General features: G+C 67.3%; 25 protein-coding genes. 13 read left to right on the top strand and 12 right to left on the bottom strand.

Features of this window, described 5'->3' with window-relative positions:
- Positions 1–49 precede the first annotated feature (49 nt).
- The gene (locus Q368_RS0107170; protein ID WP_029458492.1) at positions 50–1,492 is read right to left on the bottom strand and encodes a helicase HerA-like domain-containing protein; all 1,443 of its coding nucleotides are present in this window, start codon (positions 1,490–1,492) and stop codon (positions 50–52) included.
- Between the two features lie 124 nt (positions 1,493–1,616).
- Between Q368_RS0107170 and Q368_RS0107165 the strand changes: the two genes are divergently transcribed.
- The gene (locus Q368_RS0107165; protein WP_029458491.1) at positions 1,617–2,075 is read left to right on the top strand and encodes a hypothetical protein; all 459 of its coding nucleotides are present in this window, start codon (positions 1,617–1,619) and stop codon (positions 2,073–2,075) included.
- A 123-nt stretch (positions 2,076–2,198) separates the two neighbouring features.
- On the opposite strand, the gene Q368_RS0107160 is transcribed toward Q368_RS0107165, so the two are convergent.
- The 5 genes from Q368_RS0107160 to Q368_RS0107140 all read right to left on the bottom strand — a co-directional run bounded on the left by Q368_RS0107160 (position 2,199) and on the right by Q368_RS0107140 (position 7,873).
- Complete coding sequence (locus tag Q368_RS0107160; RefSeq protein WP_084158708.1) at positions 2,199–3,293, bottom strand: polysaccharide deacetylase family protein; 1,095 nt, start codon at positions 3,291–3,293, stop codon at positions 2,199–2,201.
- 163 nt (positions 3,294–3,456) lie between these two features.
- Entirely contained in the window at positions 3,457–3,666 is a 210-nt protein-coding gene (locus Q368_RS0107155; RefSeq protein ID WP_029458488.1) for a TOBE domain-containing protein, read from the bottom strand.
- A gap of 375 nt (positions 3,667–4,041) precedes the next feature.
- Positions 4,042–5,151 carry a D-alanyl-D-alanine carboxypeptidase family protein gene (locus Q368_RS0107150; RefSeq protein ID WP_029458487.1) on the bottom strand — a complete coding sequence of 370 codons (1,110 nt, stop codon included), beginning with the start codon at positions 5,149–5,151 and terminating at the stop codon, positions 4,042–4,044.
- A gap of 362 nt (positions 5,152–5,513) precedes the next feature.
- Entirely contained in the window at positions 5,514–7,022 is a 1,509-nt protein-coding gene (locus Q368_RS0107145) for a carboxypeptidase M32 (protein ID WP_029458485.1), read from the bottom strand.
- Entirely contained in the window at positions 7,019–7,873 is an 855-nt protein-coding gene (locus Q368_RS0107140; protein WP_029458483.1) for a hypothetical protein, read from the bottom strand. Before Q368_RS0107140 ends, Q368_RS0107145 begins: the two co-directional genes overlap by 4 nt.
- A 272-nt stretch (positions 7,874–8,145) precedes the next feature.
- Between Q368_RS0107140 and Q368_RS0107135 the strand changes: the two genes are divergently transcribed.
- On the top strand, positions 8,146–8,496 hold the full coding sequence (locus tag Q368_RS0107135; protein WP_029458481.1) for a cupin domain-containing protein: 351 nt from the start codon (positions 8,146–8,148) through the stop codon (positions 8,494–8,496).
- A 5-nt stretch (positions 8,497–8,501) separates the two neighbouring features.
- On the opposite strand, the gene modA (Q368_RS0107130) is transcribed toward Q368_RS0107135, so the two are convergent.
- Positions 8,502–9,248: a molybdate ABC transporter substrate-binding protein gene (gene modA, locus Q368_RS0107130; protein ID WP_029458480.1), complete on the bottom strand. Its 747-nt coding sequence runs from the start codon at positions 9,246–9,248 to the stop codon at positions 8,502–8,504.
- Between the two features lie 206 nt (positions 9,249–9,454).
- On the opposite strand from modA (Q368_RS0107130), the gene Q368_RS0107125 reads away from it, so the two are divergent.
- A complete protein-coding gene (locus tag Q368_RS0107125) occupies positions 9,455–10,798 on the top strand; it encodes a TrpB-like pyridoxal phosphate-dependent enzyme (protein WP_029458479.1) in 1,344 nt (447 codons plus the stop codon).
- Between the two features lie 235 nt (positions 10,799–11,033).
- On the opposite strand, the gene Q368_RS0107120 is transcribed toward Q368_RS0107125, so the two are convergent.
- Positions 11,034–12,215: a TOBE domain-containing protein gene (locus Q368_RS0107120; RefSeq protein WP_029458478.1), complete on the bottom strand. Its 1,182-nt coding sequence runs from the start codon at positions 12,213–12,215 to the stop codon at positions 11,034–11,036.
- Positions 12,216–12,490: 275 nt separating this feature from the next.
- Here Q368_RS0107120 and Q368_RS0107115 point away from each other — a divergent pair, with 275 nt between their 5' ends.
- The 8 genes from Q368_RS0107115 to Q368_RS0107080 all read left to right on the top strand — a co-directional run bounded on the left by Q368_RS0107115 (position 12,491) and on the right by Q368_RS0107080 (position 17,732).
- Entirely contained in the window at positions 12,491–13,207 is a 717-nt protein-coding gene (locus Q368_RS0107115) for an alpha/beta fold hydrolase (RefSeq protein ID WP_029458471.1), read from the top strand.
- Entirely contained in the window at positions 13,204–14,004 is an 801-nt protein-coding gene (locus Q368_RS0107110) for an ATP-binding cassette domain-containing protein (protein ID WP_084158707.1), read from the top strand. The genes Q368_RS0107115 and Q368_RS0107110 overlap by 4 nt, the downstream gene beginning before the upstream one ends.
- Positions 13,986–14,705, top strand: coding sequence for a molybdate ABC transporter substrate-binding protein (gene modA / locus Q368_RS0107105; protein ID WP_029458467.1), 720 nt, complete (start codon positions 13,986–13,988; stop codon positions 14,703–14,705). Before Q368_RS0107110 ends, modA (Q368_RS0107105) begins: the two co-directional genes overlap by 19 nt.
- 18 nt (positions 14,706–14,723) lie before the next feature.
- Positions 14,724–15,398 (top strand): molybdate ABC transporter permease subunit, encoded by a 675-nt coding sequence (locus Q368_RS0107100; protein ID WP_029458465.1) that lies wholly within the window; start codon positions 14,724–14,726, stop codon positions 15,396–15,398.
- Positions 15,399–15,473: 75 nt separating this feature from the next.
- Positions 15,474–15,737 (top strand): FeoA family protein, encoded by a 264-nt coding sequence (locus tag Q368_RS0107095; protein WP_029458463.1) that lies wholly within the window; start codon positions 15,474–15,476, stop codon positions 15,735–15,737.
- 78 nt (positions 15,738–15,815) lie between these two features.
- Complete coding sequence (locus Q368_RS0107090; RefSeq protein ID WP_029458461.1) at positions 15,816–16,067, top strand: FeoA family protein; 252 nt, start codon at positions 15,816–15,818, stop codon at positions 16,065–16,067.
- A gap of 136 nt (positions 16,068–16,203) precedes the next feature.
- The gene (locus Q368_RS0107085) at positions 16,204–16,662 is read left to right on the top strand and encodes a C-GCAxxG-C-C family protein (RefSeq protein ID WP_029458459.1); all 459 of its coding nucleotides are present in this window, start codon (positions 16,204–16,206) and stop codon (positions 16,660–16,662) included.
- Between the two features lie 47 nt (positions 16,663–16,709).
- Positions 16,710–17,732 (top strand): Lcl C-terminal domain-containing protein, encoded by a 1,023-nt coding sequence (locus tag Q368_RS0107080; protein WP_052360069.1) that lies wholly within the window; start codon positions 16,710–16,712, stop codon positions 17,730–17,732.
- A 10-nt stretch (positions 17,733–17,742) separates the two neighbouring features.
- Here Q368_RS0107080 and Q368_RS0107075 read toward each other — a convergent pair whose 3' ends face one another.
- From Q368_RS0107075 to Q368_RS0107060, 4 genes are all read right to left on the bottom strand, one after another.
- On the bottom strand, positions 17,743–19,797 hold the full coding sequence (locus tag Q368_RS0107075) for a methyl-accepting chemotaxis protein (protein WP_029458456.1): 2,055 nt from the start codon (positions 19,795–19,797) through the stop codon (positions 17,743–17,745).
- Between the two features lie 130 nt (positions 19,798–19,927).
- Complete coding sequence (locus tag Q368_RS0107070) at positions 19,928–20,599, bottom strand: ABC transporter ATP-binding protein (RefSeq protein WP_029458455.1); 672 nt, start codon at positions 20,597–20,599, stop codon at positions 19,928–19,930.
- A gap of 179 nt (positions 20,600–20,778) precedes the next feature.
- A complete protein-coding gene (locus Q368_RS0107065) occupies positions 20,779–21,942 on the bottom strand; it encodes an ABC transporter permease (protein WP_029458453.1) in 1,164 nt (387 codons plus the stop codon).
- Positions 21,943–21,981: 39 nt separating this feature from the next.
- Positions 21,982–22,464, bottom strand: coding sequence for a DUF2318 domain-containing protein (locus Q368_RS0107060; protein WP_029458451.1), 483 nt, complete (start codon positions 22,462–22,464; stop codon positions 21,982–21,984).
- 341 nt (positions 22,465–22,805) lie between these two features.
- On the opposite strand from Q368_RS0107060, the gene Q368_RS0107055 reads away from it, so the two are divergent.
- A complete protein-coding gene (locus Q368_RS0107055) occupies positions 22,806–24,623 on the top strand; it encodes an ATP-binding protein (RefSeq protein ID WP_029458449.1) in 1,818 nt (605 codons plus the stop codon).
- On the top strand, positions 24,598–25,965 hold the full coding sequence (locus Q368_RS0107050; protein ID WP_029458447.1) for a sigma-54-dependent transcriptional regulator: 1,368 nt from the start codon (positions 24,598–24,600) through the stop codon (positions 25,963–25,965). Before Q368_RS0107055 ends, Q368_RS0107050 begins: the two co-directional genes overlap by 26 nt.
- Positions 25,966–26,048: the final 83 nt, after the last annotated feature.

The following is a 26,048-nucleotide window of genomic DNA, read 5'->3' as shown; positions in this document are numbered from 1 at the left end:
GCCGGAGCCATTTTCCCCATTTCCCTTTCCTCACTCTTCTCACATTCCCTCAACGCCTCGCCCCCCCAAACAGCGCACCCAGGACGCCGCGGGCGATCTGGCGGCCGATCTGCGTGCCGATGGAGCGCAGGGCGCTTTGGGCCATGCCCAGGACAAGCTTTTCGGCCTGGGACGGTTTTTCTTTTTGGGACGCGGGTTGCGCTTCCTGGGCCACGGCGCGGGATCTGAGCATTTCGAAGGCCGATTCCCGGTCGATGGCCTGTTCGTAGTGCCCGAAAAGGGGGGAGGCGCGCACCACGGCCTCGCGCTCGGCGTCGCTTAGGGGCTGCATGCGGCTAACTGGCGGCACGACCAGGGCGCGCTGCACCACGCTCGGCTGCCCGCGTGCATCAAGGCAGGAGACCAGCGCTTCACCGACGCCGAGCACCGTCAGCGCCGCCTTGGCGTCGAACTTCGGATTCTGCCGGAAGGTGTCGGCCGCGGCGGCCACGGTCTTCTGGTCGCGGGGGGAAAAGGCGCGCAGCGCATGCTGCACGCGGTTGCCGAGCTGGCCGAGCACCGCGTCGGGCAGGTCCAGGGGCGACTGGGTGACGAAATAGACACCGACGCCCTTGGAGCGGATGAGCCGCACGGTCAGCTCGATTTTTTCCAGCAGCGCCGCCGGGGCGTCGTCGAAGAGCAGATGCGCCTCGTCGAAGAAAAAGACGAGCTTGGGTTTCTCGAGGTCGCCCACCTCGGGCAGGCGCTCGAAGAGCTCGGCCAGGAGCCACAGGAGCATGACGGCGTAGACCTTGGGCGAGGCGAACAGCGTGCGCGCGCAGAGGATGTTGACCACTCCCCGGCCCAAGGCGTCGGTCTGGAGCAGGTCGTCGGGATCAAGCGCCGGCTCGCCGAAAAAGGCCTCGCCACCCTGGCTTTCCAGGGAGAGAAGCGCCCGCTGGATGGCCCCGACCGAGGCCGCGGAGACATTGCCGTAGCGCGTGCGGTACATTGCCGCGTTCTCGCCGACATACGCGGCCATGGCGCGCAGGTCCTTGAGGTCGAGCAGCAGCATGCCCGCGTCGTCGGCCACGCGGAAGACGATTTCGAGCACCCCGGCCTGGGTGTCGTTGAGCCCGAGCAGGCGCGCAAGAAGCAACGGCCCGAGCTCCGAAACCGTGGCCCGCAGCGGATGCCCTTCCCGGCCGAACACGTCCCAGAAGGCCACGGGGCAGGCGCTCGGGGCAAGCGCAAGGCCGAGTTCCTTCGCCCGGGCCGCGATCTTGGGATTGTCGCCCCCCGGCGCGGCCATGCCCGACAGGTCGCCTTTGACGTCGGCCAGGAAAACCGGAACACCCATGGCGGAAAACGCCTCGGCCAGCACGCGCAACGTGACGGTCTTGCCCGTGCCCGTGGCCCCGGCGACCAGCCCGTGGCGGTTGGCCATGGCCGGCAGTAACAGGCAGTCCGTATCGCCCCGGGCGACGAGGATCGGTTGGGCGGTTGTTGTCATGGCGCATCCTTTTTTCTAAGACTTCTCTGAAGTTGCCACATCACGCAGGTCCGAATCCCGGTGGGGCGCAAACGGCGCATCCGTTTCCGGGGCCGGTCCCCAACCCGAGCAACGGAGGGTTCTTATGGTCCGCTTTCGCGCTGCGCTTGTCGCCTGCCTCGCCTGCTGCATCCTGGTTGCCGTACCGGCGCTGGCCAAGGAGCACAAGGAAAAGAAGGAAAAGGACGTCCCCGACGTCACCGGCGTCTGGAAAGGCGCCTCGGACACCGTGGCTATGGGCAAGCTCGGCCATGCCGATGCGACCGACGCGCCGAAATTCCTGCACGCGGACTGGACGCTGACCATCGACAAGCAGGACGGCCCGAGTTTTTCCGGCACCAAAGCCTCGGCCAAGGCCAAGGAAACCGTGCTCGGCGTGCTCGACGGCCACAAGATCTATATGGTCGATGACGACGGCACGTACATCGGCCAGGTGACCGGCAAGAACACCTTGATCGTCAAATACCTCGAAGCGGGCAAGGATTCCAAGGTCGCTTCCATCACCCATTATCGCCGGGACGCTGCGCCCGAAACGGGCAAGTAGAAAAGAAAGGAAGGAAGATGCCTCCGGCGGCCAGGAGGGGCCGAGGGCCCCTCCTGGACCACCCCGATAGGGGCATGTGGGGAACGCGCTCTATCAGTGCAGCGTGAAGCAGCGCTGCAATTTTTAAGGGAGTCCAGAGGGCGACAGCCCTTTGGCCGCCGGAGGCGTTCCCCCTGTCCCCATCCCCATCCCCGTCCCTGTCCCCGTCCCTTTTCCCGCGGCCCGCTTGCGCGGGTGCAGGGTGCCGTCGCCGAAGACGGCGTCGTAGCGGGCCGTGTCGCCGGGATGGGAATCGTAGCAGTCCGAGGCGGTCACGGGTCGGCCGGCGGCGAGCAGTTCGCTGACCGTCACGAACCGGTAGCCCTTCCTGGAAAGTTCCGTCAGCAGCCGCGGCAGGGCCTCGCCCGTGCCGTGGCCGTTGCCGTTGGCGTGGCCGATGACGATGTCGCCGGGGCGGATGCGCGCAAGCACCGTGTCCACGATGCGCGCGGGCGTGGACGCCGGGTCGGGGTCGCCCGTGGTCAGGCTCCACTGCACGGCTTTTATGCCCATGGCGGCAAGGAGCGACAGGGCCTCGGGGCGGCAGCGGCCGTAGGGAAAGCGGAAGAGCGCGGGCACGGCCGGGATGGCGGCGAGTGCCGCCTGCGAGACGCCTTTTTCCTGGGCCAGACGCACGAGCTTTTCCCGCAGCAGGGCGTACTCGGCCTGCGCCCAGACGATTTCCCGGCGCATGGCCGCATCGTCCAGGCGGCCGAAGTTGCCGTGGGTCCAGGCGTGGCTGCCGACCTCGAAGAGCGGATCGGCCATGAGCTCCATGGCACGTTTGGGATGGGAGCGCATCCATTTGCCACCCGCGAAAAAGGTGGCCTTGGCCCCGGCCGCGCGCAAGGCTTCGACCACCGCCCCGTCGTAGCCGGAAACCTGGTCGGCCAGCTCGCACAAGTCGAAGGTCAGGGCGACGAGCTTTTCCCCGTGCGTGTCCACGCGCCGGATGGAGCCGGCCAGGGCCGGCGGCAGGGGGGGCAGTTCCGGGGCCGTGACGGTTTCGGGCGGCGAGCGGTCCGGGGCGGTCACGCGGCCGGATTTCTTTTCCGCCGGATCGACGCGCCGGGTCGCGGTGTCGGCGACGGCGTCGAACACGGCAGGCGAACCACATAACCCCACGCTCGGCGTAAGGCTTGCGGCAAGGCAAAGGGCGATAAGGGCGGCGTAGCGCATGGCGTCATCCTTTTGCCGGATGCGGCGGGACGACAGTGCCATTCGCGCCGGACGGCTGGCAAGGGCTCAGGGACGCGGCAAAAAGAAAACGCCGGCCAGACCCCGAGGCAGCTGGGCCTGGCCGGCGCTGGCGTATGGCGAACCGTGTCGTACGGCGGGGAAGCTAGTCCGTGACGAGCATCACGCTCGAGGCCTTGACCATGGCCTTGACCGCCTCGCCTTCCTTGAGGCCCATGTCTTCGACGGAGTGCTTGGTGATGACCGACGTGATGGCCACGCCGGGCGCGATCTCGATGACCACTTCGCTGCTGACCATGCCGTTGGTGATGGATTTGATCTTGCCGGGGATGAGGTTTCTCGCGCTGACTTTCATGGGCGTCTCCTGGTTGGAGGTTGGAGGAATACGCAACAGTACCCGCCAGGATTCGTTCGGGTCAATGCTGTCAGAATTTTTGTTGTGCTGTCACGCGATTGTATGGTCGCATGTGAGTATGGACGGACGCAACAATGCCGCCCCGCTTTGGAGGGCGGCATTGCGCCGTTGCGACAGGGGAAGGGCGTCCCGAAAAGCGCATTCCGCGTTGTCCTGGTGTGCGGGGCGGGCACGCAAGAGGCGACAGGGGCGAAGGATGCGGCCGCTTCCCGGGCTTTCCCGGGGAGCGGCGAAAAGGCGGGGGGCACGCGATGCGGGTTGCCTGTTGTGCCCGGGCGGAGCCCCGGGAAGGGGGCGGGCGATGTTCGTGCGGCGCTAGCGGTTGGACGCGCCGGCCTTTTTGTGGTGCTTGGACTTGGACCGGGAAGAGGACTTGCCGGATTTTTCCGCCGTGGCCTTGGTTTTCCCCTTGGCGTGGCGGGAGGTCTTCACTTTGGCGTCATGGGCGTCGAAGCGGGCGGAAGCGCCGCGTTTGGCGTGGATCTTGGCGCGGTGGTCGGCGTCGGCCACGCGCAGGGCCTTGGCGTGGTGCCGGCCGGATTTGCCGTGTCTGATCTTCGCCGGGACGGGGGTGTCGTCGTCTTGGGCCGGGCGGTCGGTGGCGGCGAGCATGGTGCTGACTGCGCCGGAGAAGGAGGCGTTCAGGATGCGCTCGGTTTCGCGGTTGCGCACCTGCTTGGTGCGCCCGCCGAGGATCACGGCGATGATGCGGGTGCCGCCGCGCTTGGCCGTGGCGATGATGTTGTAGCCGCTTGAACCTACGTAGCCGGTTTTGATGCCGTCCACGCCCTCGCACACGCCGAGCAGGCGGTTGGTGTTGCCATGGACCGCGCCGCAGTGGTTGATCTCCGTGGTGGAGTGGTAGCGCAGGGCCTGCGGATAGTGGCGCAGGTAGCTGGTGGCCAGTTTCGTGAGGTCGCGGGCGGTGGTCAGCTGCCCCGGGGCGGGCAGGCCGTTGGGGGTCTTGAAGGTGGTGCTGGTCATGCCCAGTTCGCGGGCCTTGCGGTTCATGCGGTCGACCCATTGGGGCACGCCCCCGAAATGTTCGGCCACGGCCACGGCGGCGTCGTTGCCCGAAGCCACGGCCATGCCGCGCATGAGTTCGTCGAGGGTCACGACCTCGCCGGCGCGCAGGTTCATGGTGGACCCGCCCGTGGCGTCGGCGCGGCGGCTCACCTTGACCTTGTCGGAAAAGCTGGCCTGGCCGGAGGAGACGAGGTCGAAGACCAGGTACATGGTCATGACCTTGGTCACCGAAGCCGGAGCGATGCGTTTGTCCTCGTCCTGCGTATAGAGCACGCGGCCGGAGCCGTATTCGGTGACCATGGCCGCCTTGACGGCCAGTTTCCCGGAATTCTTGGCCGGCAGGGCCGTTTTGGGCCCGATCAGACACAGGACGATGGCCAGAAACAATACGCGTCGCATGCGTTCTCCCCGTTTGAAAAAGTGATACGAAACCCGCGGCGAAAAAAGCGTCCCCCAACGCGCGCCTCGGGCAGCATGATCCATGCCACAAGCCGGGATAACTCCCGGCATGGGCAGGCAATATCCCGGCATTGCACTGGAAATTGCGAAGACGTTTCCCCGTGTGGGAAACCAGGTCCGGAAGCGCTCCCCCAGCGTTCCCGACCTGTTTCACAGAGTGAAACGAGGCGTTTGATAAACGTAAACAGGCTCGGGAGCAAGGATGTTTCCGCCAGGATTGCCGCTTTTTAAGGAAATGTCGGGACGCGGGGCAGACGGTCCGGAGCGCGATGCCGCATGGCGCGCGCCCCGGCGGGAGAGGATCACAAGCCGTAAACGGCTTGCGCCTTGGCTTTGAGGTGGCGGATGAGCGGCCCCGCCGTGGGTGCCTGACCCGTGGCTGCGGCGACGAGGTCGCGGGGGCGCAGCAACCGGCCTTTTTCGTGGATGTTGGTCCGCAGCCAGGCGAGAAGCGGCGCGAAATCGCCCCGGGCCATGGCCGCGTCGAGCCCGGGAAGGGCGGCGCGCGCCGCCTCGAACAGGCAGGCGGCGTAGACGTTGCCCAGGCTGTAGGTGGGGAAATAGCCGAACGCGCCCGTGGCCCAGTGCACGTCCTGGAGGCAGCCGGCGGCGTCGCTTGGCGGGACGATGCCGAGGATGTCCCGGGATTTTTCGTTCCAGGCCCCGGGCAGGTCGGCCACGGCCAGGTCGCCGCGCACGAGGGCCAGCTCCAGCTCGAAGCGCAGCACGATGTGCGGGTTGTAGGTCGTCTCGTCGGCGTCCACGCGGATGAGACCCGGCCGGATCGCGCCCACGGCGGCAAAGACGTCCCGGGGCGCGCATCCGGCCAGTTCCGGGAAATGCTGCACGGCCAGGGGCAGCACGTGCTCCCAGAAAGGCAGGGAGCGGGCGACCTGGTTTTCCCACAGCCGCGACTGGGATTCGTGCACGGCCAGGGAGACGTATTCGGCCATGGGCGTGCCGTGGCGGGCGTCGCCGATGTCGTGGCCCAGGCTGTAGAGGCTGTGCCCGGTCTCATGCACGGCCCCGAACAGGGCCTTGGTGAAGTCCGTCGCGTCGTAGCGCACGGTGATGCGCGCATCCCGCGGGCCGATCAGGGTGGAAAAGGGATGGGCCGAGACGTCCAGGCGCGAAGCCTCGGGCGGCAGGCCGAGCATCCGCGTGACTTCGCCGAGAAAGGCCTGCTGCGCCGCGAGGGGGTAGGGGCCTTGCGGCAGGTCGCGGGGCTGCGGGGCGTCCTTGGCCTTTGCGATGAGCTCGCGGCTGGCGCCGCGCAGTTCGGCCAGGATCGGGGCGACGGCGGCGACGGTCTCGCCGGGCTCGAAGCCGTCGAGCAGGGCGTCGTAGGCTTCCGTGGTATAGCCGAGGGCTTCGGCCTTGCGCCGCGAAAGCTCAAGCAGTTCTTGAAGGTGTGGCGCGAACGCTTTGAAATCGTTTTCTTTCCGTGCGATTTCCCAGGCCCGCTGCCCGGCGCTTGCGGCCCGGGCCAGGGCCACGGCCAGTTCCTCGGGAATCTTGACGGACAGGTCGTAGTCGCGCCGCCATTCTCGGAGGTTGGCCGCCTCGGACGTGGCCGCGTCGCGGGTCAGCGGCGAGCCTTCGCAGGCGGCGAGCCATTCCCCGATACGCGGGTCCGTGGCGCGGCGGTGGAGCACGGCGGTCAGCGCGCCGAGTTGCGCCGCCCGGCCCGGATGGGCGGCCGCGGGGAGCATCACCTGCTGGTCCCAGGAAAGCAGGCTCAGGGCCGAGGCGAGATCGGCGCTTTCCCGTCCGTGGGCGACGAGGCTGGCGTAGGCTTGGCTTTCGTTCACGGCTTTTTGCTCTTGGGCGCGGCCTTGCCCGCCTTGGCCGCCTTGGCGTGCGCGGCGGCCATCATGGGCTCGTAGATGGGCTGGTAGAAGAAGCTGACGTCGCCGCCGTTTTCCGAGGGATGGAAGGCGCAGTAGATGTTGACGTCGCCGAGCATCCAGGCGTGGTAGTACTTTTCCGGCACTTCCTGGGTCGGCGGACCGAAGGCGCCGGTGAGCCCGGCCAAGGCCTTCTTGTAGGCGGCCATGCCGTCGAAATTGATCCAGACGTGGTAGAAGCGGTTCTGGTAGAATTCGTAGAACGCCTCGCGGATGGGCGCACCGAAGATGTCTGTGGGGCCTTTGGTCCAGACATAGGTGATCACGTCCCCGGCTTCCGCGTCGTAGACGGCAAGCCCGGGCTGGGCATGGGGCGCATCGCCGAAGTTCAGCCCGCCGAAGCCGGTGGGACGGCCGGAAGCCGTGGCGGCGGCATCGGACGGCGCTGGTGCGGCCGGCGGTATGGCCTGCCCCTGGGCCGGCAGGGGCGGCATCGGGATCGGCGCGGCCTGGGATTGCGCGGGTGCGGCCATCGCCTGGGGCGGCGGCGCGGTCTGGGCGGGAACCTGCTGCGCCTGGGGCGGCGCGGCAGGCGTCCGGTTGATGGGTGTTCCCTGGCCGGTCGTCCCGGGCAGCGGCTTGCCCATGACCACGCGGAAACCTTGTTGCTGCCCCGAAGGGGGTGTGTCCGTCGCGGCCTTGCCGGCGGCGGTTCTTCCGGTCGCGGGGGGGGCGGATTTGGTCGCGGGAGCGCAGGCGGCGAGAGCGACGGCGAGACACAGGGCCGGGACGGTGCAAAAGCGCATGAAGGGCATGAAGAACTCCGGACGCGAAACAGGCGTTGTCCCATGCTAGCCAAAGCCTGCTTGAAAGGGAAGGGTTGCGCCGAATCGGAAAGGTTTCTGGACGATGGAAGGCGGGGGCCGTATGAAAACCGGTGAACAATCACGGGCAGATGCCGCGTTGCGCGCCTGGCCGCCCGCAAGCGGCGGAACCGGCCGGCAAAGCAAGCGCCTGTGCGCCGCATCAACCGGAAGCCCGCGCCGTGTCCGTAGCGCGCGGCGCGAACGCAAAAGGAGCACACGCCATGAAGATCATCGACTACAAGGACGTTTTGCCCCGGGAACTGACCGCAGCCACCATGCACGGCGTCACCGGCCGCGTGCTCATCGGCAAGGCCGACGGCGCGGACCATTTCTGCATGCGCATGATCGAGGTCGCCCCCGGCGGCGTCATCCCGCGCCACAAGCACCCGTGGGAGCACCAGCAGTTTTTTCACAGCGGCCAGGGCCGATTGCTTCGCGACGGCGACTGGGTGGACGTCGGCCCCGGAAGTGTCGCCTACATTCCGCCCGACGCCGAGCACAGCATCGAGAACACGGGCGGCGAACCGCTCCTGCTCATCTGCCTGGTACCCGATTTCGCCCCGGAGCTGTAGGCCGCTTACGGCGCGGTGAAGCCGAAACGGGCGAACACCGCGCGCGCCTCGGGGGTGGCGAGGTAGTCGAGAAAGGCGGCCGCGCCCTTGGGATCGGGCGCGCCTGCCGCCACGGCCGCGCTGTAGGTCACGGGCGGGGAGGTGGGCACCACGGCGGCGCTCGCCACGGCGTCCCCGGCGATGGCCGCGTCCGTGGCGTAGACGAAGCCGGCGTCGCATTCTCCGGCCGCCAGCGCCGCCAGCACGTGGCGCACGGACGGATAGTAGACGAGTTTGGAGGTCAGGGCGAACCACATGGCCCGTTTCTGCAACGCGCGTTTGGCGTAGCGCCCGGCCGGCACGGATTCGGGGTTGCCGACGCCGATGTGCCGGACGCCGCCGCGCGAGAGGGACTCGAGCCCGGTGACGTTGGCCGGATTGCCGGCCGGAACCGCCAGGACCAGGGCGTTGCCGGCGACGACGCGCCGCGTGGCCGGATCGACGCGCCGCCGGTCCACGGCCGCGTCCATGGTAACGGCGTCGGCGCTTATGAACACGTCGCAGGGCTGGCCGTTTTGCATGCGCTGCAGGAGCGTCCCCGAGGCGGCGAACGAGGGCACGAGGAGCATGCCCGGGTGGCTGCGTTCGAACGCGGCGCGCATGGCCTCCACGGCGTTGGTGAGGCTCGCCGCGGCGAAAACAGCGATTTCGCCGGCCAGGGCCGGCACGGACAGGGCGAGGGAGAGCAGGAAGGCGGCGGCCAAGCGTTTCATAAGCGGTTCCTTGAGCAAGGTTGTGCTGAAAATAGCCGCAACGGCGCATAAAAGCAAAGGTTGCCATCCCGGTCGGCGCGGTCCGGGTTGTGAAAAAGCGCCCGGGGATGTAAGGCCAGCGCATCGTCCGCTGTCGGCGCGAGGATGGTCCACTTTCCCGGGCTGTCTCGTGTCCCGGAAAAAATACAACGCTTTCGGAGAACCGCATGGAGTGCCGCATCAACCTGCCCGAATCGGAGATGCCCCGGCAGTGGTACAACGCCCTGCCCGACCTGCCGACCCCCCTGGCCCCGCCGCTCGATCCCCAGACCCAGAAGCCCGTCTCCCCGGAGCAGCTCGAGGTCATTTTTCCCAAGGCCGTCATCGAGCAGGAACTCTCGCCCGTGCGCTGGCTCGACATCCCCGAGCCCGTCCTCGACATCTATCGGCTCTTTCGCCCCACGCCCCTGGTGCGGGCGCGCAAGCTCGAGCAGGCACTCGGCGTCAAGTGCAAGATCTTCTATAAAAACGAGTCCGTCTCCCCGGCAGGCTCGCACAAGCCCAACACCGCCATCCCGCAGGCCTACTACAACAAGCAGGAAGGCGTGCGCCGCATCGCGACCGAAACCGGCGCGGGGCAGTGGGGCACGGCCCTGTCCTTCGCCTGCTCCCAGCTCGGCCTCGACTGCACCGTCTACATGGTCAAGGTGAGCTACAACCAGAAGCCCTACCGCCGCATCCTCATCAACGCCTACGGCGGCGAGATCTTCCCCTCGCCCTCGGAGAACACGCAGACCGGCCGGGCCATGCTCGCTTCCGATCCCGACTGCGCCGGCTCCCTGGGGCTCGCCATCTCCGAGGCCGTGGAGGACGCCGCCACCCACGACGACACCAAGTACGCGCTCGGCAGCGTGCTCAACCACGTGTTGCACCACCAGACCATCATCGGCCTCGAAGTGGAAAAGCAGCTGGCCATGATAGGCGAAAAGCCCGACTACCTCGTCGGCTGCGTCGGCGGGGGCAGCAACTTCGCCGGGCTCGTGCTGCCGTTTCTGCCGCGAAAGCTCGCCGGGGAAAACATCCGCTTCATCGCCGTGGAGCCCAAGGCCTGCCCCACGCTCACGCGCGGCCAGTTTCGCTACGACTACGGCGACGTGGCCAAGCTCACGCCGCTGCTCAAGATGCACACCCTGGGTCACGCCTTCATGCCCGCGCCCATCCACGCCGGCGGCCTGCGCTACCACGGCGGCGCGCCCATCGTGTGCAACTTGGCCAACGAGGGCATCATCGACGCCACGGCCTACTTCCAGACCGAGTGCTTCGACGCGGCGCGGCTGTTCCTGCGTACCGAGGGCTTCCTGCCCGCGCCGGAAACCTCCCACGCCATCAAGGGGGCCATCGAAACGGCCAAGCAGGCCAAGCCCGGCGAGAACGTGGTCTTTTTGTATTCCGGCCACGGCCTGCTCGACCTCGCCTCCTACGATGCCTTCTTCCAGGGCAAGCTCACGGACTTCGCCTACCCCGAAGCCAGCATCACCGAGGCCCTCAAGGATTGCCCGAATGTTGAATGAAGAATGAGAAGATGCCTCCGGCGGCCAGGAGGGGCAACTGCCCCTCCCGGACCTCCCGAAAGGGGGGACGGCAGAGCCTTGCGAGGGATCGTCGCAAAGCAGGCATCGTAAAAACCGCGGGCCCGGCCAGGAATTCCTGGCCGGGCCCGCGGCGTTTTGCCGCCCAGGCGAGCGGACATGGCAGTCGCAGGGGAGGGGGCCCGCACCGACCGCGCGGGCCTCGCGAAGTGGGCCGTTAGTCGGTGCTGATGATCACGCTGAAGGCCTTGAAGAAAAACCAGACGATGTCGCCTTCCTTGATGTCGAGCGATTCCACGGATTCGGCGGTGATCAGCGCGCACATGGGCGTGCCGCCGTCGAGCATGCCCATGATCTCGACGGCCACGCCGTCGCCGCGGATGCCCGTGACCCTGCCGGGAAAGCAGTTGCGGGCGCTGGTGCGGGCCTTGTGCTCGTCCTTGCCGAGCAGCACCCAGGGCGCCTTGACCAGGGCCGTGACCTGGCCGCCTTCGGTGAGCCCCAGGCGCTCGAAGCTCTCGTTGGTGATGACGGCCACGACCTCGAAGCCGTTTTGGACCGCAAGGGAAATTTCCGTGAGCAGGGGACTTTTGCGCACGCTGCTGACGGTGCCGAAGAAGGTGTTGCGGGCGCTGGTTTTCACACGACTCTCCTTGATGACGCAGTGGTTGAGGATGCGCTGGCAATCCTGCTCGGAAAAGGAGCAATAGATGGAAGTGAGCACCAGGCTCGAGTGGCCGAGCATGACCTGCACCACGGGCAGGGGCACGCCGCCGCGCAGCAGTTCCACGGCCCGGGAGTGGCGCAGCGACGTCGGGCTGACGCGACCGGGCGGCAGGCCGGCCTTGACGGCCTGTTCGTAGAGCTTGCGGCGCACGAAGCCGGGATCGAGCCGGAACAGCTCGCCGCGCATGTGCCTGTTGGCGGGGCTGGCCGCGAATCGGCGCACTTCCTCCAGAAAGGGCTTGGGCACGATGACCTTGCGGGCCGTCTCTTCCGGCTTGCCTCCGCCGAGGGTCACCATGGACTGCCCCATGTCGATGTCGGTGTTTTCGTTGAGCGAGAGCACCTCCCCGAGCTTGCCGCCGCTGTGGCGCAACATCAGGTAGACCAGGCGCATGCGCTCCCTGGCCCGCCGGATGGGCGAGGTGCGCGCCGCATCGCGCCAGCCGTCGAAAGCGGCGGTGAGGCGTTCGATCTGTTCCGTGTCCAGGTGGCGGATTTCGTGGGGTACCTTGAACATCGCCGCCTGGCACGGGCCCATGCCCGGATGGTGCCGCCGCAACGGCCTGTCGCCTTTCTGGGACAGCAGCGCTTCGGCATGTTCGAGCAGGCGCTCCAGCGAAGGAGCGTCGAGACGGGCTATCCTGTCCAGGAGATTGTCTTCGGAAGCACTCATGATACGAGTCAGTAGCGAAATGCTGTTGTGTTGTAAAGAATATAAATGGGATATCACGAATAGTATCTCTGGCGTGACACTGTTGTCTTTCATGACGTAATTACGGTATGTCTTGAGCGGTATATTGAATGTCACGCAAATATGAATATGCGTGATTGTGAGTAGCGTCGAAAAGTCTGTCTTGCGCCGGGTTTCTCATGCCGGCGCGGCAAGGTTTGCAGCGCAACGCGCCCCTTCGGCCTGCCGGGGGAGACGCGTGCCGGGGAGGACGGTGTATGGCCACATTCGTTTGCGTACACGGCGCATTCCAGGGCGGCTGGGTGTTCAGGAACATGGCGGGAGCCCTTGCCACCCTGGGGCACACGGTCCATGCGCCCACGTTCTCGGGCTGCGGACACCACTGCACGGTGCGCGTCAAGGAACTCGGACTTTCCGTGTATGTGGACGAACTGGCCGCCTATCTGGACCTGTTCGACCTGTGGGATGTCATCCTCGTGGCCCACAGCTATTCGGGCATCGTGTGCGCGGCGGCCATGCCGCGACTTGCGCCCCGCGTGGCGGCCACGGTCTACCTCGAGGGCATCATCCCGCGGCCCGGCCTGTCCTTCGCCGGGCTTGGCGGCGAGCCGTTTAAAGCCATGCTCGAGTCGCGCCGCCTGGACGGCGGGCTGGTCTCCCCCTGGCAGGCCGCCATGTTCGGCGTGGCCGGCGCGCCCGACGAGGACTGGTTCATGTCGCGCCTGACCCCCTTCCCCATGGCCGCCTTCACCGATCCCGTGCCGGAAGGCGAACTGGTTTTTCCGGCGAAGAAGCACTACGTGCGCTGCCTGGAAAACCCCAACCCCATGCTCGTGGCCATGGCCGAACGCGCCAAGGGGCTCGGGTTTGCGATGCACGATCTCAAAAGCGGCCACTGCCCGCAGATCACCGTCCCGGTGGATGCGGCGCGGTTGCTCGCCGCCATTGCCGAAAACGGGTCGGGCGCAGCATGACCCTTGCGGTTCGCCTGAAAAAAAAACTCCCTCATTTCACCCTGGACGTGGAGTTTTCCTGTCCGGCCGGCAAGCTCCTGGCCGTGACCGGGCCGTCGGGCTCGGGCAAGACCACGGTGCTGCGCATGCTGGCGGGCCTGGACGACCCCGACACCGGCCGCATCGCCCTGGGCGACGAGGTCTGGCGCGACACCGCGTCCGGCGCGCGCGTATGCGCCAGGCGGCGCGGGGTAGGGCTCGTCTTCCAGGAATATTCGCTTTTCCCGCACATGACCCTTGCGCAAAACGTGGCCTACGCCACGGCGGATGCGGCCTTTGGCGCGCATCTCCTCGAACTCTTCGGCATCGCCCACCTGGCCGGCAGCCGGCCCGGGGCCATGTCCGGCGGCGAGAGGCAGCGCGGGGCCTTGTGCCAGGCCCTGGCGCGAAGGCCCAAGGCGCTTTTGCTCGACGAGCCCTTTTCCGCCCTGGACGCCGCCACGCGCGCCTCCCTTCGCGGCGAGCTCCTCGCCGTGCGCGAGCGCTTCGCCATTCCCATCGTGCACGTGACCCACGACCTGGCCGAGGCAGCGCTTCTTGGCGACGCGGTCGTGACCATCAACCGGGGGAGGATCGACCGGGATTGGTTCGGCCGCCAGCTTGCGCTCTATCGCGAGGAGCGCGCGGCCCTGCTCGCCCGTTTCGATGATGCGCCGCCGGCCGTCCTGGCCGCGGCGACGGACGACGGCCGTCGCCCGGTGCTCCACTCCCCGAAACCCGCCCTCAAGGAGGAACGCCCATGCGACGCATCATCCTGACGCTCACTCTCGTGCTGTGCCTGACCGGTAGCGCCCTGGCCGAAAACCTGGTCGTGGCCGCCGGCGCGGGCTACAAAAAGCTCGTCACCGACCTGGCGACGGCCTTTGAAAAAGAAAGCGGCATCAAGCCCGAACTCTCCTTCGGCAACATGGGCCAAGTGACGACCCAGGCCAAGGCCGGCGGGGTCATCGACGTGATCGTCGGCGAAAAGGGCTTCCTCGAAGGCGCGGGCCTGTCCTGCAGCGGCGTCTCCCCCATCGGCAAGGGCATCCTGGTCGTGGCCTGGCCCAAAGGCAAAAAGCTCGCCGCCGCAACCGACGTGGCCAAGCCCGAGGTCAAACGCCTGGCCATGCCCGATCCGCAGAAAGCCATTTACGGCAAGGCCGCCAGCCAGTTCCTGGAGAAATCCGGTCTGGCCAAGCAGGTGGCGGACAAGCTCCTGGTCGTCGCCACCGTGCCGCAGGTCACCACCTACATCGTCAGCGGCGAGGTCGACGCCGGTTTCGTCAACCGCACCGACGTGATGGGCCTTGGCGACAAGATCGGCGGCTACCTGGAAGTGGACCCGTCCCTGTACGCGCCCATCGAGATCGTGGCCGAGAACCTGGCCGGCGCTCCCAATGCCGCCACGGCCAAGAAGTTCGCCGCGTTCCTCGACACCAAGCCGGCCAAGGACATCGCCGCCAAGCACGGGATGTAGCCTTTGCCGGGAGCATCGATTCTCGCCGCGGCCACGGACCCGGGCGTCGTCTTTTCCATCAAGCTGACGCTTCGAGTCATGGCCGTGGCGGTGCCTGTCTTTTTCCTGCTCGGCGCGCCGCTCGGCTACCTGCTCGGACGGGGGCGGGGCCGGTTTCTCGCCGTGCTGGATTTCCTGATTTCCCTGCCGCTGGTCCTGCCGCCCATGGCCGTGGGGTTTTTCCTGCTGTTGCTGCTCGGGCGACACGGCCCCTTCGGCATCCTGGCCCGGCGGCTCTTCGGCCTGGACATCGTTTTCGGTTTCGCCGGACTGGCCCTGGCCTCCGTGGTGGCCGGCATCCCGCTTATGGTGCGGCCGGTGCAGGCGGCGGTGCGGGGCGAATTGATGCGCCTGGTCGAACTCTCGGCCGTGCTCGGCAAGTCGCCCCTGACCACCTTCGTGCGCGTGGTGCTGCCCCACTGCAAGAAGAGCATCGCCGCGGGCATGTTCCTGGCCACGGGAAGGGCGCTTGGCGAAGTGGGCGTCAGCCTGCTCCTGGGCGGCGATATCATCGGGCGCACGAATACGGTGTCGCTCGAGATCTACAACTCCGTCTTTACGGGTGATTTCCTGCGCGCGGGCATCCTGTCCGCGCTCCTGGCCGCGGTGTCCCTGGTGCTCGTGTTCGCGCTCAAGCGCACGGGGAACGGGTAGGGCTTCTCGTCGAGAGGGAGCTTGACAATCATTCTCAACATGCCTAGAACAAAGGCCATGCAAGGAGCGCGACCCATGGCCCCCCTCGAAAGCCTCACCCACTTCCCCCCCGGCAGCCGCGTACGCGTCGAATCCCTGTGTGATTGTCCCAAGGCCCGGGGCCGGCTTTGCGCCATGGGCATCACGCCCGGCACCGTGGTCGAGATCACGGCCGGCTGCGGCGGCCCGGTCTGTCTGCGCGCCCGGGGCGCCTGCATGTCCATCGGGCACGGCCTGGCGGAAAAGGTGCTCGGACGCCTCGCCCAGCCCGTTGCGGAGCCCGTTTCCCAGGTGGCCTGAGCGCACGGCCCGGGCGATCTGACGCGCAGGCGCGGCCTGCGGGAGCAGTTCCTTTTTTTTCTTCCTCAAGGAGTCGGCATGGACCAGGAAATTTCGGCCGCGTGCATTGGCCTGCGGCAGATGCAGGTCGGGCAGCGGGCCCGCATTTGCCGGGTGGAGGCGCAGGGCGAGCTCGGCAGGCGCTTGCGCGACATGGGCCTTGTGCCGGGCACCGAAGTGTCCGTGATCGGGCGCGCGCCGCTTAAGGACCCCGTGGCCCTGCGCCTGCGCGACTTTACCTTGACGCTTCGCAACAACGAAGCCGACCACATCGCCGTCACGCCGCTGTAAGGCTTTCGCAAGACATGGCCCCGGCCCCCGCAAAGGGAGCCGGGGCTTTTTTGTTGTCGTCAGCCCTCTTGCCCCTGTGCGGGAGGTCGGGTAATTCCGATGGAAACAGGTTTTCCGGTTGGGAGAGGAGGCTGTCATGTCCGATGCGGGGAGCGTGGCCGTCGGCCATTTCGCCGGGGGCTACAACTGTTGCCAGTCCGTGCTGCTGTCCTTGTGCGGGCCGGCCGGCCTCGACGCGGCCCTGGCCGTGCGGCTGGCCACGGGATTCGGCGTGGGCATGGCCCGGGGGGGCGTGTGTGGCGCGGTGTCCGGCGCGGTCATGGCGCTGGGGCTTTTCGGCGGTGGCGGCGGCCCGGACGGCAGGGCGGCCAAGACGGCCACCTATGCCCGGACCAAGGTCATTTACGACCGCTTTTTCGAACGTCACGGCTCGATTATTTGCCGCGACCTCATCGGCCTCGACCCCTCGACGCCGGAAGGGCTGGAGTTGGCCAACCGCGAGCGCCGCTTTCACACGGTCTGCGTGCCCCTGGTGCGCGACGCCGCCTGCCTCGCCTGGGACATTATCGAAAGCCGGGGCTTCGTCGCGGGCTGAACGTCGCGCGTCTGGTCTTGCGGCCGCAACGGGCGTATGTCGGGCGCATGGACGCTGCACGCGCTTTCGTTTCGCCGGTGTCGCCGACCGACCAGACGCGCTGCCATGACGGGTCCGGCCGGGAGACGCCCTGCCCGGGCAGCGGCCAGGACGCCGCCTTTCCCCACGCCGCGGGACGGCATGCGCCCCGGTTTGCGGCCGTCGGCACGGGCCTTGTCCAGGATACGGCCACGGGCCTCGTCTGGCCCGTCGACGCAGGCATCGCCGGCTTCCCCATGCCCTGGGAAAGCGCCCTTGCCGCCGCCGCGCGCATGGCCGCCGACGCCGTCCTCGGCCGCACGGACTGGCGGCTGCCCAACCGGCGCGAACTGCGCAGCCTTGTCTCCTACGGCCAGTCCCGCCCCTCCCTGCCTGCCGGCCACCCCTTTGAAAACGTCTTTGCCGGCTGGCATTGGACGTCCACCACGGCCGCGCCCGCCCCTGGCTACGCCTGGTACGTGCATTTCGAAGGCGGCAGGATGTTCTACGGGAAAAAGGACCAGGACTGCCTGTGTTGGCCCGTGGCCGGGGCTTGCCTGTTGCCGCGCACCGGCCAGACGTGGTGCCGCGATGCGGCGGGCCGTGAAACCCCCTGCGCCGGGACGGGACAGGACGGGGAGCTTCGTTCGGGAACGCCCTGGCCGACGCCGCGTTTCGTGCCGGCCCCAAAGGGCCGGGAGGGCGTCCTTGACCGGGTGACGGGGCTCGTCTGGGCCGGCCGCGCCGACACAGGTCCGGGCGCGGCGACCTGGGAGGAGGCGCTCGCCGTGGCCGCCCGCTACCAGGGCGGCGGCTGGCGGCTGCCGAACATCAATGAACTGGAATCCCTGGTCGCTGCCTGCCGGGCCGCGCCGGCGCTGCCTGCCGGGCATCCCTTTACGGCGGTGGGGGAGGTCTACTGGTCCGCGACCACCAGCGCTTTCGATCCGGCCTGGGCCCACGCCCTCTATCTCCACAAGGGGGCGGTGGGCGTGGGCTTCAAGGCCGGTCGCGATTTCCTGGTCTGGCCCGTGGCCGGGCCCGCGTCCTGAAGCGGCGTTCCTAGAATCGTTCGAAATCGTCGTCCGAGGCTTCCGCGCCAAGATCCAGGGAAATGCCCTTGGCCGGCTTGCGGGGGGCTGCCGCCTTCTGTGCTGCCGGCTTGCGCGCGGGCCTGGCTGCGGCCAGGGCTTTTTGCGGCGCGGCGCGGTGGCGCATGGTCATGGCGTCCAGACGGAAGTAGGACACGGTTTCCTGGAGTTGCAACGCCTGGCTCGAGAGTTCCTCGGCCGTGGAAGCCATCTCTTCGGAAGCCGAAGCGTTTTGCTGCACCACCTGGTCGAGCTGCTGGATGGCCCGGTTGACCTGTTCGGCGCCGGCGTTTTGCTCCACGCTCGAGGCCGCGATTTTCTGGATCAATTCGGCCGTGCGCTGGATGTCGGGCACGATCTTGGCCAGCAGGCCACCGGCCTTTTCGGCGATCTCGACGCTCGTCGAGGACAGCTCGCTGATCTCGCCGGCGGCGTTGCCGCTGCGTTCGGCGAGCTTTCTGACCTCGGCGGCCACCACGGCGAAGCCCTTGCCGTGCTCGCCGGCCCGGGCGGCCTCGATGGCGGCATTTAAGGCCAGCAGGTTGGTTTGGCGGGCGATTTCCTCGATGATGCCGATTTTTTCCGCGATCTGTTTCATGGCCGAAACGGTCTTGGCCACGGCCTCGCCGCCGCTTTGGGCGTCCTTGGCTGTGGCCAGGGCGATCTGCTCGGTCTGCTTGGCGTTGTCCGCATTCTGGCGGATGTTGGCGGCCATTTCTTCCATGGAGGAGGAAATTTCCTCGACGTTGGCCGCCTGTTCGGTCGCGCCCTGGGACAGGCTTTGCGTCGTGGCCGAAAGTTCCTCGGAGCCTGAGGCCACGTTTTCCGCGCCGGATTGGACCTGCCCGACCACCTCGCGCAGCTTGGCGATCATATGGCGCAGCGCGGCGGCCAATGCGCCGATTTCGTCTTCCTGCTCCAGGTCGATGCGCTGGTTGAGGTCGCCCTCGGCCAGTCCTTCCGCGGCCTGCACGCCGACAAGCACGGGCCTCGTGATCATGCGCGAGATGAAAATGCCAAGGAGCACTGCCAGCACCACGCCGATGCCGATGCCTGACATGGACATGACCGAAGCGCGCCGCGCCTCGGCGTCGGCGTCGGTCTTGCCCTGCTGCGCAGAGGCCAGGGAATCGGCCATCAGCCGGTCGAGCAGTTCGAAGCAGCGGATCTGCTTGGGGCGCACGTTGACCATGGTCTCATTGCGCATCTTGTCGCAGATGGCGGAAACGCGGGCGATCTCCTGCAACAGGGTGTTGAAGTGGGCGATGGTCGTTTCCACGGCCGGCGTGATGTCCGTACGCACGACGGCGGCCAGTTCCTCGCGTGGGGCGTTTTTCGCAGCCAGTTCCTTGAGCTTGCCCACGGCGCGGTGCAGTTTGTCGTGGATGCCGTGGAGTTCCGCCAACGTCTTCTTGAAGACCGGGTTGGCGCTGTCGCGCCCCTCGCTGTCGAGCCATTTGCCGAAGTTGCATTGGGTCGCGTCGTCCCCACCCGTCAGGGGCGTGCCGGAAAAGGCCAGGGCCTGGGCGTCGGCCAGGAGCTTGTAGTGGTCGCCGCGAAATTTTTCGAATATCTTTTCCAGGGCGTCGGGATCGTCGATGTCGGACTTGTCCCATTCCCTGGCTAGGTCGAACGTGCCATTGTTGACCTTGACCCATTCCTGCCAGGCCGGCACGAAGTCCCGCCAGATGCGTTCGGCTTCCTGGGACTTGGGCAGGCCCTCGTATTCTTCCCAGGCCTTGCGATAGCTGTCGCGCAGGTTGGCGATGTTGTCGTACTGCCGTTGCCGATCCTTGGCGGAAAGGCCGGGCACGTTGAGGGTCCGTTGCGCCACGCGAACGGATTCACCGGCGATCTTGATCAGTTGCAGGTCACGTACGGACGGCAGGTTGACGTCTGTAACCGTGTTCAGGCTTTTCGTGAGCCCCGATATCCCCATGAGGCCGACGAGGCCGACGGCCAGGGTGATGGCGGCGCAGATGAGAAATCCGCCGACCAGTTTCACTCCCAACTTCAAATTGCCCATGTCTCACTCCCCTCAAGTCATGCACCAGACGTTTTCCATACCGTTATCGAGGGTTTCTAAAGGGGCGCAAGGGCTTTTGTCAATTTGCCGCGGCAATGCCGCGACCTCTCCGCCAAAACGGCGTTTTCCGTCAAGCGGCGGCCAGGATGTGCCCGTCGCGCATGGTGATGACCCGGGAAGCCATGGCCGCATAGGCGGGTTCGTGGGTGACCATGACCACGGTTAGCCCCTCGGCGTTGAGCCCCGTGAGAATGTCCATGATCTGCCTGCCGGTGTCGCCGTCCAGGCTGCCCGTGGGTTCGTCGGCGAAGACGATGCGCGGTTCGGTGACGAGCGCCCGGGCGATGGCCACGCGCTGGCGCTCGCCGCCGGAGAGTGCGCCGGGCAGGCGCTGGGCCATGTCCGCAAGCCCCATCCTGTCCAGGCATTCCATGGCGCGTTTGCGCCGTGCGGCGGAGACCGGGCGCAGGCCGGAAAGGAAGGGCGTCAGCACGTTTTCCCGGGCCGTCAGGTAGGGCAGCAGGTGGTGCATCTGAAAGACCATGGAGAAATCCGTGGCACGCAGCCGGTTGCGCTCGGCCTCGCTCATGGCGGCCAGGTCGCGGCCCTGGTAGCGCACGCTGCCGGCGTCCGGGGAGAGCAGGCTGGAGAGGATGTTGAGCAGGGTGGACTTGCCCGAGCCCGAACGGCCCACGACGCACACGAACTGCCCGGGTTCGATGGCCAGCGATACGCCGCGCAGCACGGGCGCGGCCGCATCCTTGGCGGCGTAGCTTTTGACGACGTCGTCAGCGGTCAGCATCACAATATCCTTCCTCTCTCTATTTTGTTTTGTTCAGTCCAATTGGAAAAAGACACCCTTTCCTCCCTAGAAGGGGTGGTCCAGGAGGGGCCCCCGGCCCCTTCTGGCCGCCGGAGGCATTTCTTCATCCCCCTCCCACTCCCTCTCTCCACCCCTCCACCTCTCCACCTCTCGTCCCACTACAACATGACCAGGGCCTGGGAGGGTTCGATGCGCGCGGCGGAAAGCGCCGGCGGCAGCGAGGCCAGGGCCGAGAGCAGGGCCACGGCCGCGAACACGGCCGCGAACTGGGCCGGGAGGAACACGGGCGCGGCCGCGCCGAGGTCGAGCAGAGCCATGAGTTTGAAGCTCCCGAAATAACCTATGACCTGGCCGAACACCGCCGCCAGCAGGCCGAGGCTGATACCTTCGAGGCTCATGAGCGTGAAGATGGCGGACTTGGAGTAGCCCAGGGCACGCAGCAGGCCGATCTCGTTTTTGCGTTCGTTGACCGAGGAAAAGACCGACAGCCCGATCATGACGCAGGCCGTGAGCAGGATGACGCCGGAGACGGCCAGGGCCAGGCGTTTGACGAAATCCACGGTCATCATGCGGCTTTTGACCACCTGCCCCATGGCCTTGACGTCGGTGCCGGGCAGGGCGGCGGCAAGCTGTGCCGTGATCTCATCGATGGGGCAGCCCGAGCACAGCGCGGCCACTTCCACGAAATGCACCCGGTTTTCCTGGCCGGCCGCGCGTTGCAGGGCGTGCAGGTCGGCAAAGAGCATGGCGTCGTCGCCCGAGCCCGTGGGGCCGAGCACGCCGGCCACGGTGAAAGGCGTACCCGAGACGTCCACCTGCGCGCCGGGAACAAGGCGCAGGCGCGCGGCCGCTTCCGCGCCGGCGAGCACCTGCCCGTCGCCCGGCGTCAGCTCGCCGCTCGCGGCATGCCAGTAGCTTTTGATGCGCAGTTCCTGGTCGAAATCCACGCCGATCACGCCGACCGGGGTGTCGCGCACCTTGGTCAGCAGGGCGAATTTCGGGGCCACGGCGCTTAAGCGGTCCTGGTGGTGGATGCCGGTTATGGCCGCAAGCGTCGTGTCCTCGGCCAGGGAGCGGATGTCCACGGACACGTCGCCGAGCGCCATGCCGCCGTAGCTCACGGACAGGGTTTCGGCGCGGGGCGCGACCAGGATGTTGGCCCCGTAGGCGGCGAGCTTTTCCTCCAGGCTTTCGCCCACGGCCTTGGAGAGTTCGAGCAGGGCGGTCACCGAGGCCACGCCGATGGAGAAGACCGCGACCATCAGCAGCGTGCGCAGGAGTTTGCGCCGCAGGTTGCGCAGGGGAATGGTCAGGATGTTCAAGCAGGGCTCCTTGCTCGGGCGGTTGCGGAGGGCAGTGGCCTAGAAAAAGCGCGCGCCGGCGTTCAGGGCCGCCATGGGCACGCGAATCGTGTCGCCCGTGGCCTCCGCCGCCAGCGGAGCCGGGTTGCAGCCGCCGTGGACCTCGCCGATCTTGCTTACGTGGAAGCGGCGGCCGCAGTTGACGCAGACCATGAATTCACCGTCCTGGCGGTAGCCCTTTTTCTCGGGGAAGCAGACGTCGCAGGCGTCGAAAGCCGTGCGCACCTTGCCGTCGGGGCTTTTGACCGCGAAGAACTTGATCTCCTTGCCGCCGGCGCTGACCACGTAGAAATGCGCCTTGCCGTCGGACACGTCGGCCAGGGGAATGGCCACGGCGTCGCCCTGGGGCGAAAGGGTTTTGGTGTCGGAAAACATCCCGAACAGGGCGGATGCCGGGGCGGGCAGGCCGCACACCGCGGCCAGGGCGAGGAAAAGGGCCAGGGCGGCGACGCCGGACCAGGGACGTTTGGAAGATCGGGGCATGGTGCGGATTCCTTTACGGTTTGAAGGTTGCTTTCCGTCAGTTCGGGGACCGTGCGGCTGCGGCGACTAATTGTGACTTTAAAAGTATGAATTTGTCGCAGGGAGATAGCAACCCACATGCCAACGTCAAGGGACGCTTTGGCGTCCTGCCGCGATCGCGTTGCGCGGCTGGGCGGAAGACGGATGGAATGGGCCATGCAAAGGCGCTTGCGACCGCCTGCCGGACAGGGCGCAGGCACGGCGGGCGTCGCGTTTCTGGACAGTGCGGTGCTTTGGCCGTATGAAAATAAGACGGACTGTATGGAAAAAATACAGGCTGTCGCATCCCAACGGAAAACGACATGTGGGCCTTTCGCAAGAAAAATCCCTTTGGCGGGGCGTCGTCGCCGCTCGTGGTCATCGGCGCGGCCGCGATCCTGGCGGCGGTGGTTGTGGCCATGGCCGTCATCGACCTGGGCCGGGAAAAGCAGTACATGACCCAGCTTTTGCTGGAAAAAGGCGCGGCGCTGATCAAGTCCTTCGAGGCCGGCGCGCGCACCGGCATGCGCGGCGGCTTCGGCGCGGAGGTGCGCCTGCAGCACCTGCTCGAGGAAATGGCCGACCAGCCGGGCATCTTCTACATCGCCGTGACCGACGCCGATGGCAAGATCGTGGCCCACAACGACGCCGCGCGCATCGGGCAGGAGCTCTTCCCGCCCAAAGTCATGGCGCAGCTTGCTCCCGGGAGCACGGAAAAATGGCGTCTGGCCCGGGAGGAGGACGACAAGCGGCAATCTTTCCTGGTCTACCGCCGTTTCGTGCCTTCGCCCGGCGGCCGCGGTCCCCACGGCATGGGCATGATGTTTCCCCACGGGCAGCAGCGCGGCAAAGCCTTTTTCTGCACCGATGATTGCGATGAACCGGGCGGCCGGCGCGACCTGCGCGGCGTGCCCCTCGACATCTTCGTCGGCCTCGACGTGGCCCCCATCGAGGCCGCACGACGGGCGGACCTGCAGAATACGCTCATCACGGCGGCGGTGCTGCTGGCGCTTGGGCTTGGCGGCGTGCTGGCACTTTTCTGGGCGCAGAGCTACCGGGCACAACGCAGGGCGTTGCGACACACCACGGCGCTGGCCTCGGAAGTGGTGGCGGCCATGCCGGCGGGGCTCCTGCTCGTGTCGCCGGACGGCAAGGTGGCCATGGCCAACGGCGCGGCCGAGGCCCTGGCCGGCGTCTCGCCCGGGGAGCTTACCGGCCGTCCCGTCCACGACGTGTTGCCGCCCGGGGTGCTCGCCGCCATCGACGGCGGCGAACGCGAGATGGACATGCGCCTGGGCGAGGGCGCGACCGCGCCCCTTGGCGTCTCGGTTTCCTCGGTCGCCACGGAAGAGGGCACGACCATCGGCGCGCTCGTGGTGCTGCGCGACCTGCGCGAGGTCAGGCGTCTGGAAGCCGAGGTGCGGCGGCGCGAAAAGCTCGCCGCCGTGGGCCACCTCGCCGCTGGCGTGGCCCACGAGATCCGCAATCCCCTGAGCTCCATCCGTGGCTATGCGGCGTACTTCGGGGGCAAGTTCGCTCCGGGCAGCGAGGACAGGCAGGCCGCCGAGGTCATGGTGCGCGAGGTGGACCGCTTAAACCGCGTCATTTCGGAACTGATCGAATTCGCGCGGCCTTCGGACATCGTGCGCCGTCCCGTGCGCCTGTCCGACCTCGCCGCCCACGCCGCGCGCCTGACGCGCCCCGACGCCGTGGCGCGCGGCGTGTCCGTGGACCTGGGCGGCGTCGGCGACGGCCCCGAAATCGTGGCCGACCCGGACAGGCTTTCCCAGGCCTTGCTCAATTTGTGCCTCAATGCCATCCAAGCCATGGGCACGGGCGGCGTCATGCGGCTGGCCACGGGCACGGCCCCGGACGGCCGGGCCTACGTGTCCGTGGCCGACGAAGGCGGCGGCATCGCCGCGGCCGACCGGGACCGGATCTTCGATCCCTATTACACCACCAAGGCCCACGGCACCGGGCTCGGGCTGCCCATCGCCCACAAGATCGTCGTGGCCCACGGCGGGGAGATCGTGCTGGCGGCGCGGCCCGAGGGCGGCACCCTGGCCACGATACTGCTTCCCGTCGCGGGCGGGGACACGGCAAACGGAGACGAGGATGCTGGCGAAAATACTCGTGGTTGACGACGATGCCGGACACCTGTCCATGCTGCGCACCGTGCTGTCCGGCTGGGGCTATGCCCCGGAGGGCGCGACCGACGGCGAAAGCGCCGTGGAGATGGTGCGCGCCAAGGCCTACGACGCGGTGCTGCTTGACGTGCGCATGGCCGGCATGGGCGGCATGGAGGCGCTTTCGCGCATGAGCGCCTTCAACCCGGCCATGCCGGTCATCATCATGACGGCGTATTCCTCGGTGGAAACGGCCGTGGCGGCGCTCAAGACCGGGGCCTACGACTACCTGACCAAGCCGCTCGACCTCGACGTGCTGCGCCTGACCCTGGAGCGGGCGCTCGACCACATGCGCCTTGCCGCCGAAAACGAGACGCTGCGGCGCAAGCTGGCCGACGCGCCGCCCGGACCGGAAATCATCGGCACGAGCCGGGCCATGCGCGAGCTTTTCACGCTCATCGGCATGGTCGCCCCCACCGAGGCCACGGTGCTCATCACCGGCGAATCCGGCACAGGCAAGGAGCTCGTCGCCCGGGCCATCCACTCCGGCAGCGCCCGATCGTCCGGGCCGCTGGTTGCCGTCAACTGCGCGGCGCTCAGCGAAACCCTGCTCGAATCGGAGCTTTTCGGCCACGAGAAAGGGGCCTTCACCGGGGCCGAACGCCGCCGCGAAGGCCGGTTCATGGCCGCGGACAAAGGTTCCATCTTCCTTGACGAGATCGGCGAGATCGCCCAGCCCATCCAGGCCAAGCTCCTGCGCGTCATCCAGGAGCGCGAGATCCAGCGTGTGGGCGGCGACAAGCCCATCGGTGTGGACGTGCGCATCCTGGCCGCCACCAACCGCGACCTCAAAAAAGAGGTCGCGGCCGGGCGCTTTCGCGAGGATCTCTATTACCGGCTCAACGTCGTTTCCGTGCCGGTGCCGCCCCTTCGCGAGCGCGCCGAGGACATCCCGCTTCTGGCCCAGTTTTTCCTCGGCCGTTTCGCCGAGAAAAACCGTAAGCGCATCAAGGGGTTCACGCCGGCGGCCATGGACCATCTGGTCCGTTGCGCCTGGCCGGGCAACGTCCGCGAGCTGGAAAACGCCGTGGAACGTGCCGTGATCCTCTCCGTCGGCGAATACGTCACCGAGCGCGAACTGCCCCTGTGCGACCCGCGGCCTGCGACTCCGGCCCTGGCGACCCAGGTGGAAGGGGGCAGCGGGGGGCTGACCGGGCGGCCGCTCGACGACGTCGAGCGCGAGGTCATCCTGGCAACGCTCGATTCCTGCGGCGGCAACAAGAGCGAGGCCGCCCGGGTGCTTGGCATCACACGGGCGACCCTCCATAAAAAGCTCAAGAAGTACGGAGAGGACTGAGGCAGCAACGGCTGTCGCGCCGTGCGTCCCCGGGCGTGGCCGCGTCCGCGTTTTTTTTGCCAGCGGCAAAAAAACGGACTTCG

Source organism: Solidesulfovibrio alcoholivorans DSM 5433 (assembly GCF_000702665.1).
In the GTDB taxonomy this organism is placed as follows: domain Bacteria; phylum Desulfobacterota; class Desulfovibrionia; order Desulfovibrionales; family Desulfovibrionaceae; genus Solidesulfovibrio; species Solidesulfovibrio alcoholivorans.
Note: the sequence above shows the minus strand (reverse complement) of the source record. Positions and strands in the feature narration are given on the sequence as shown.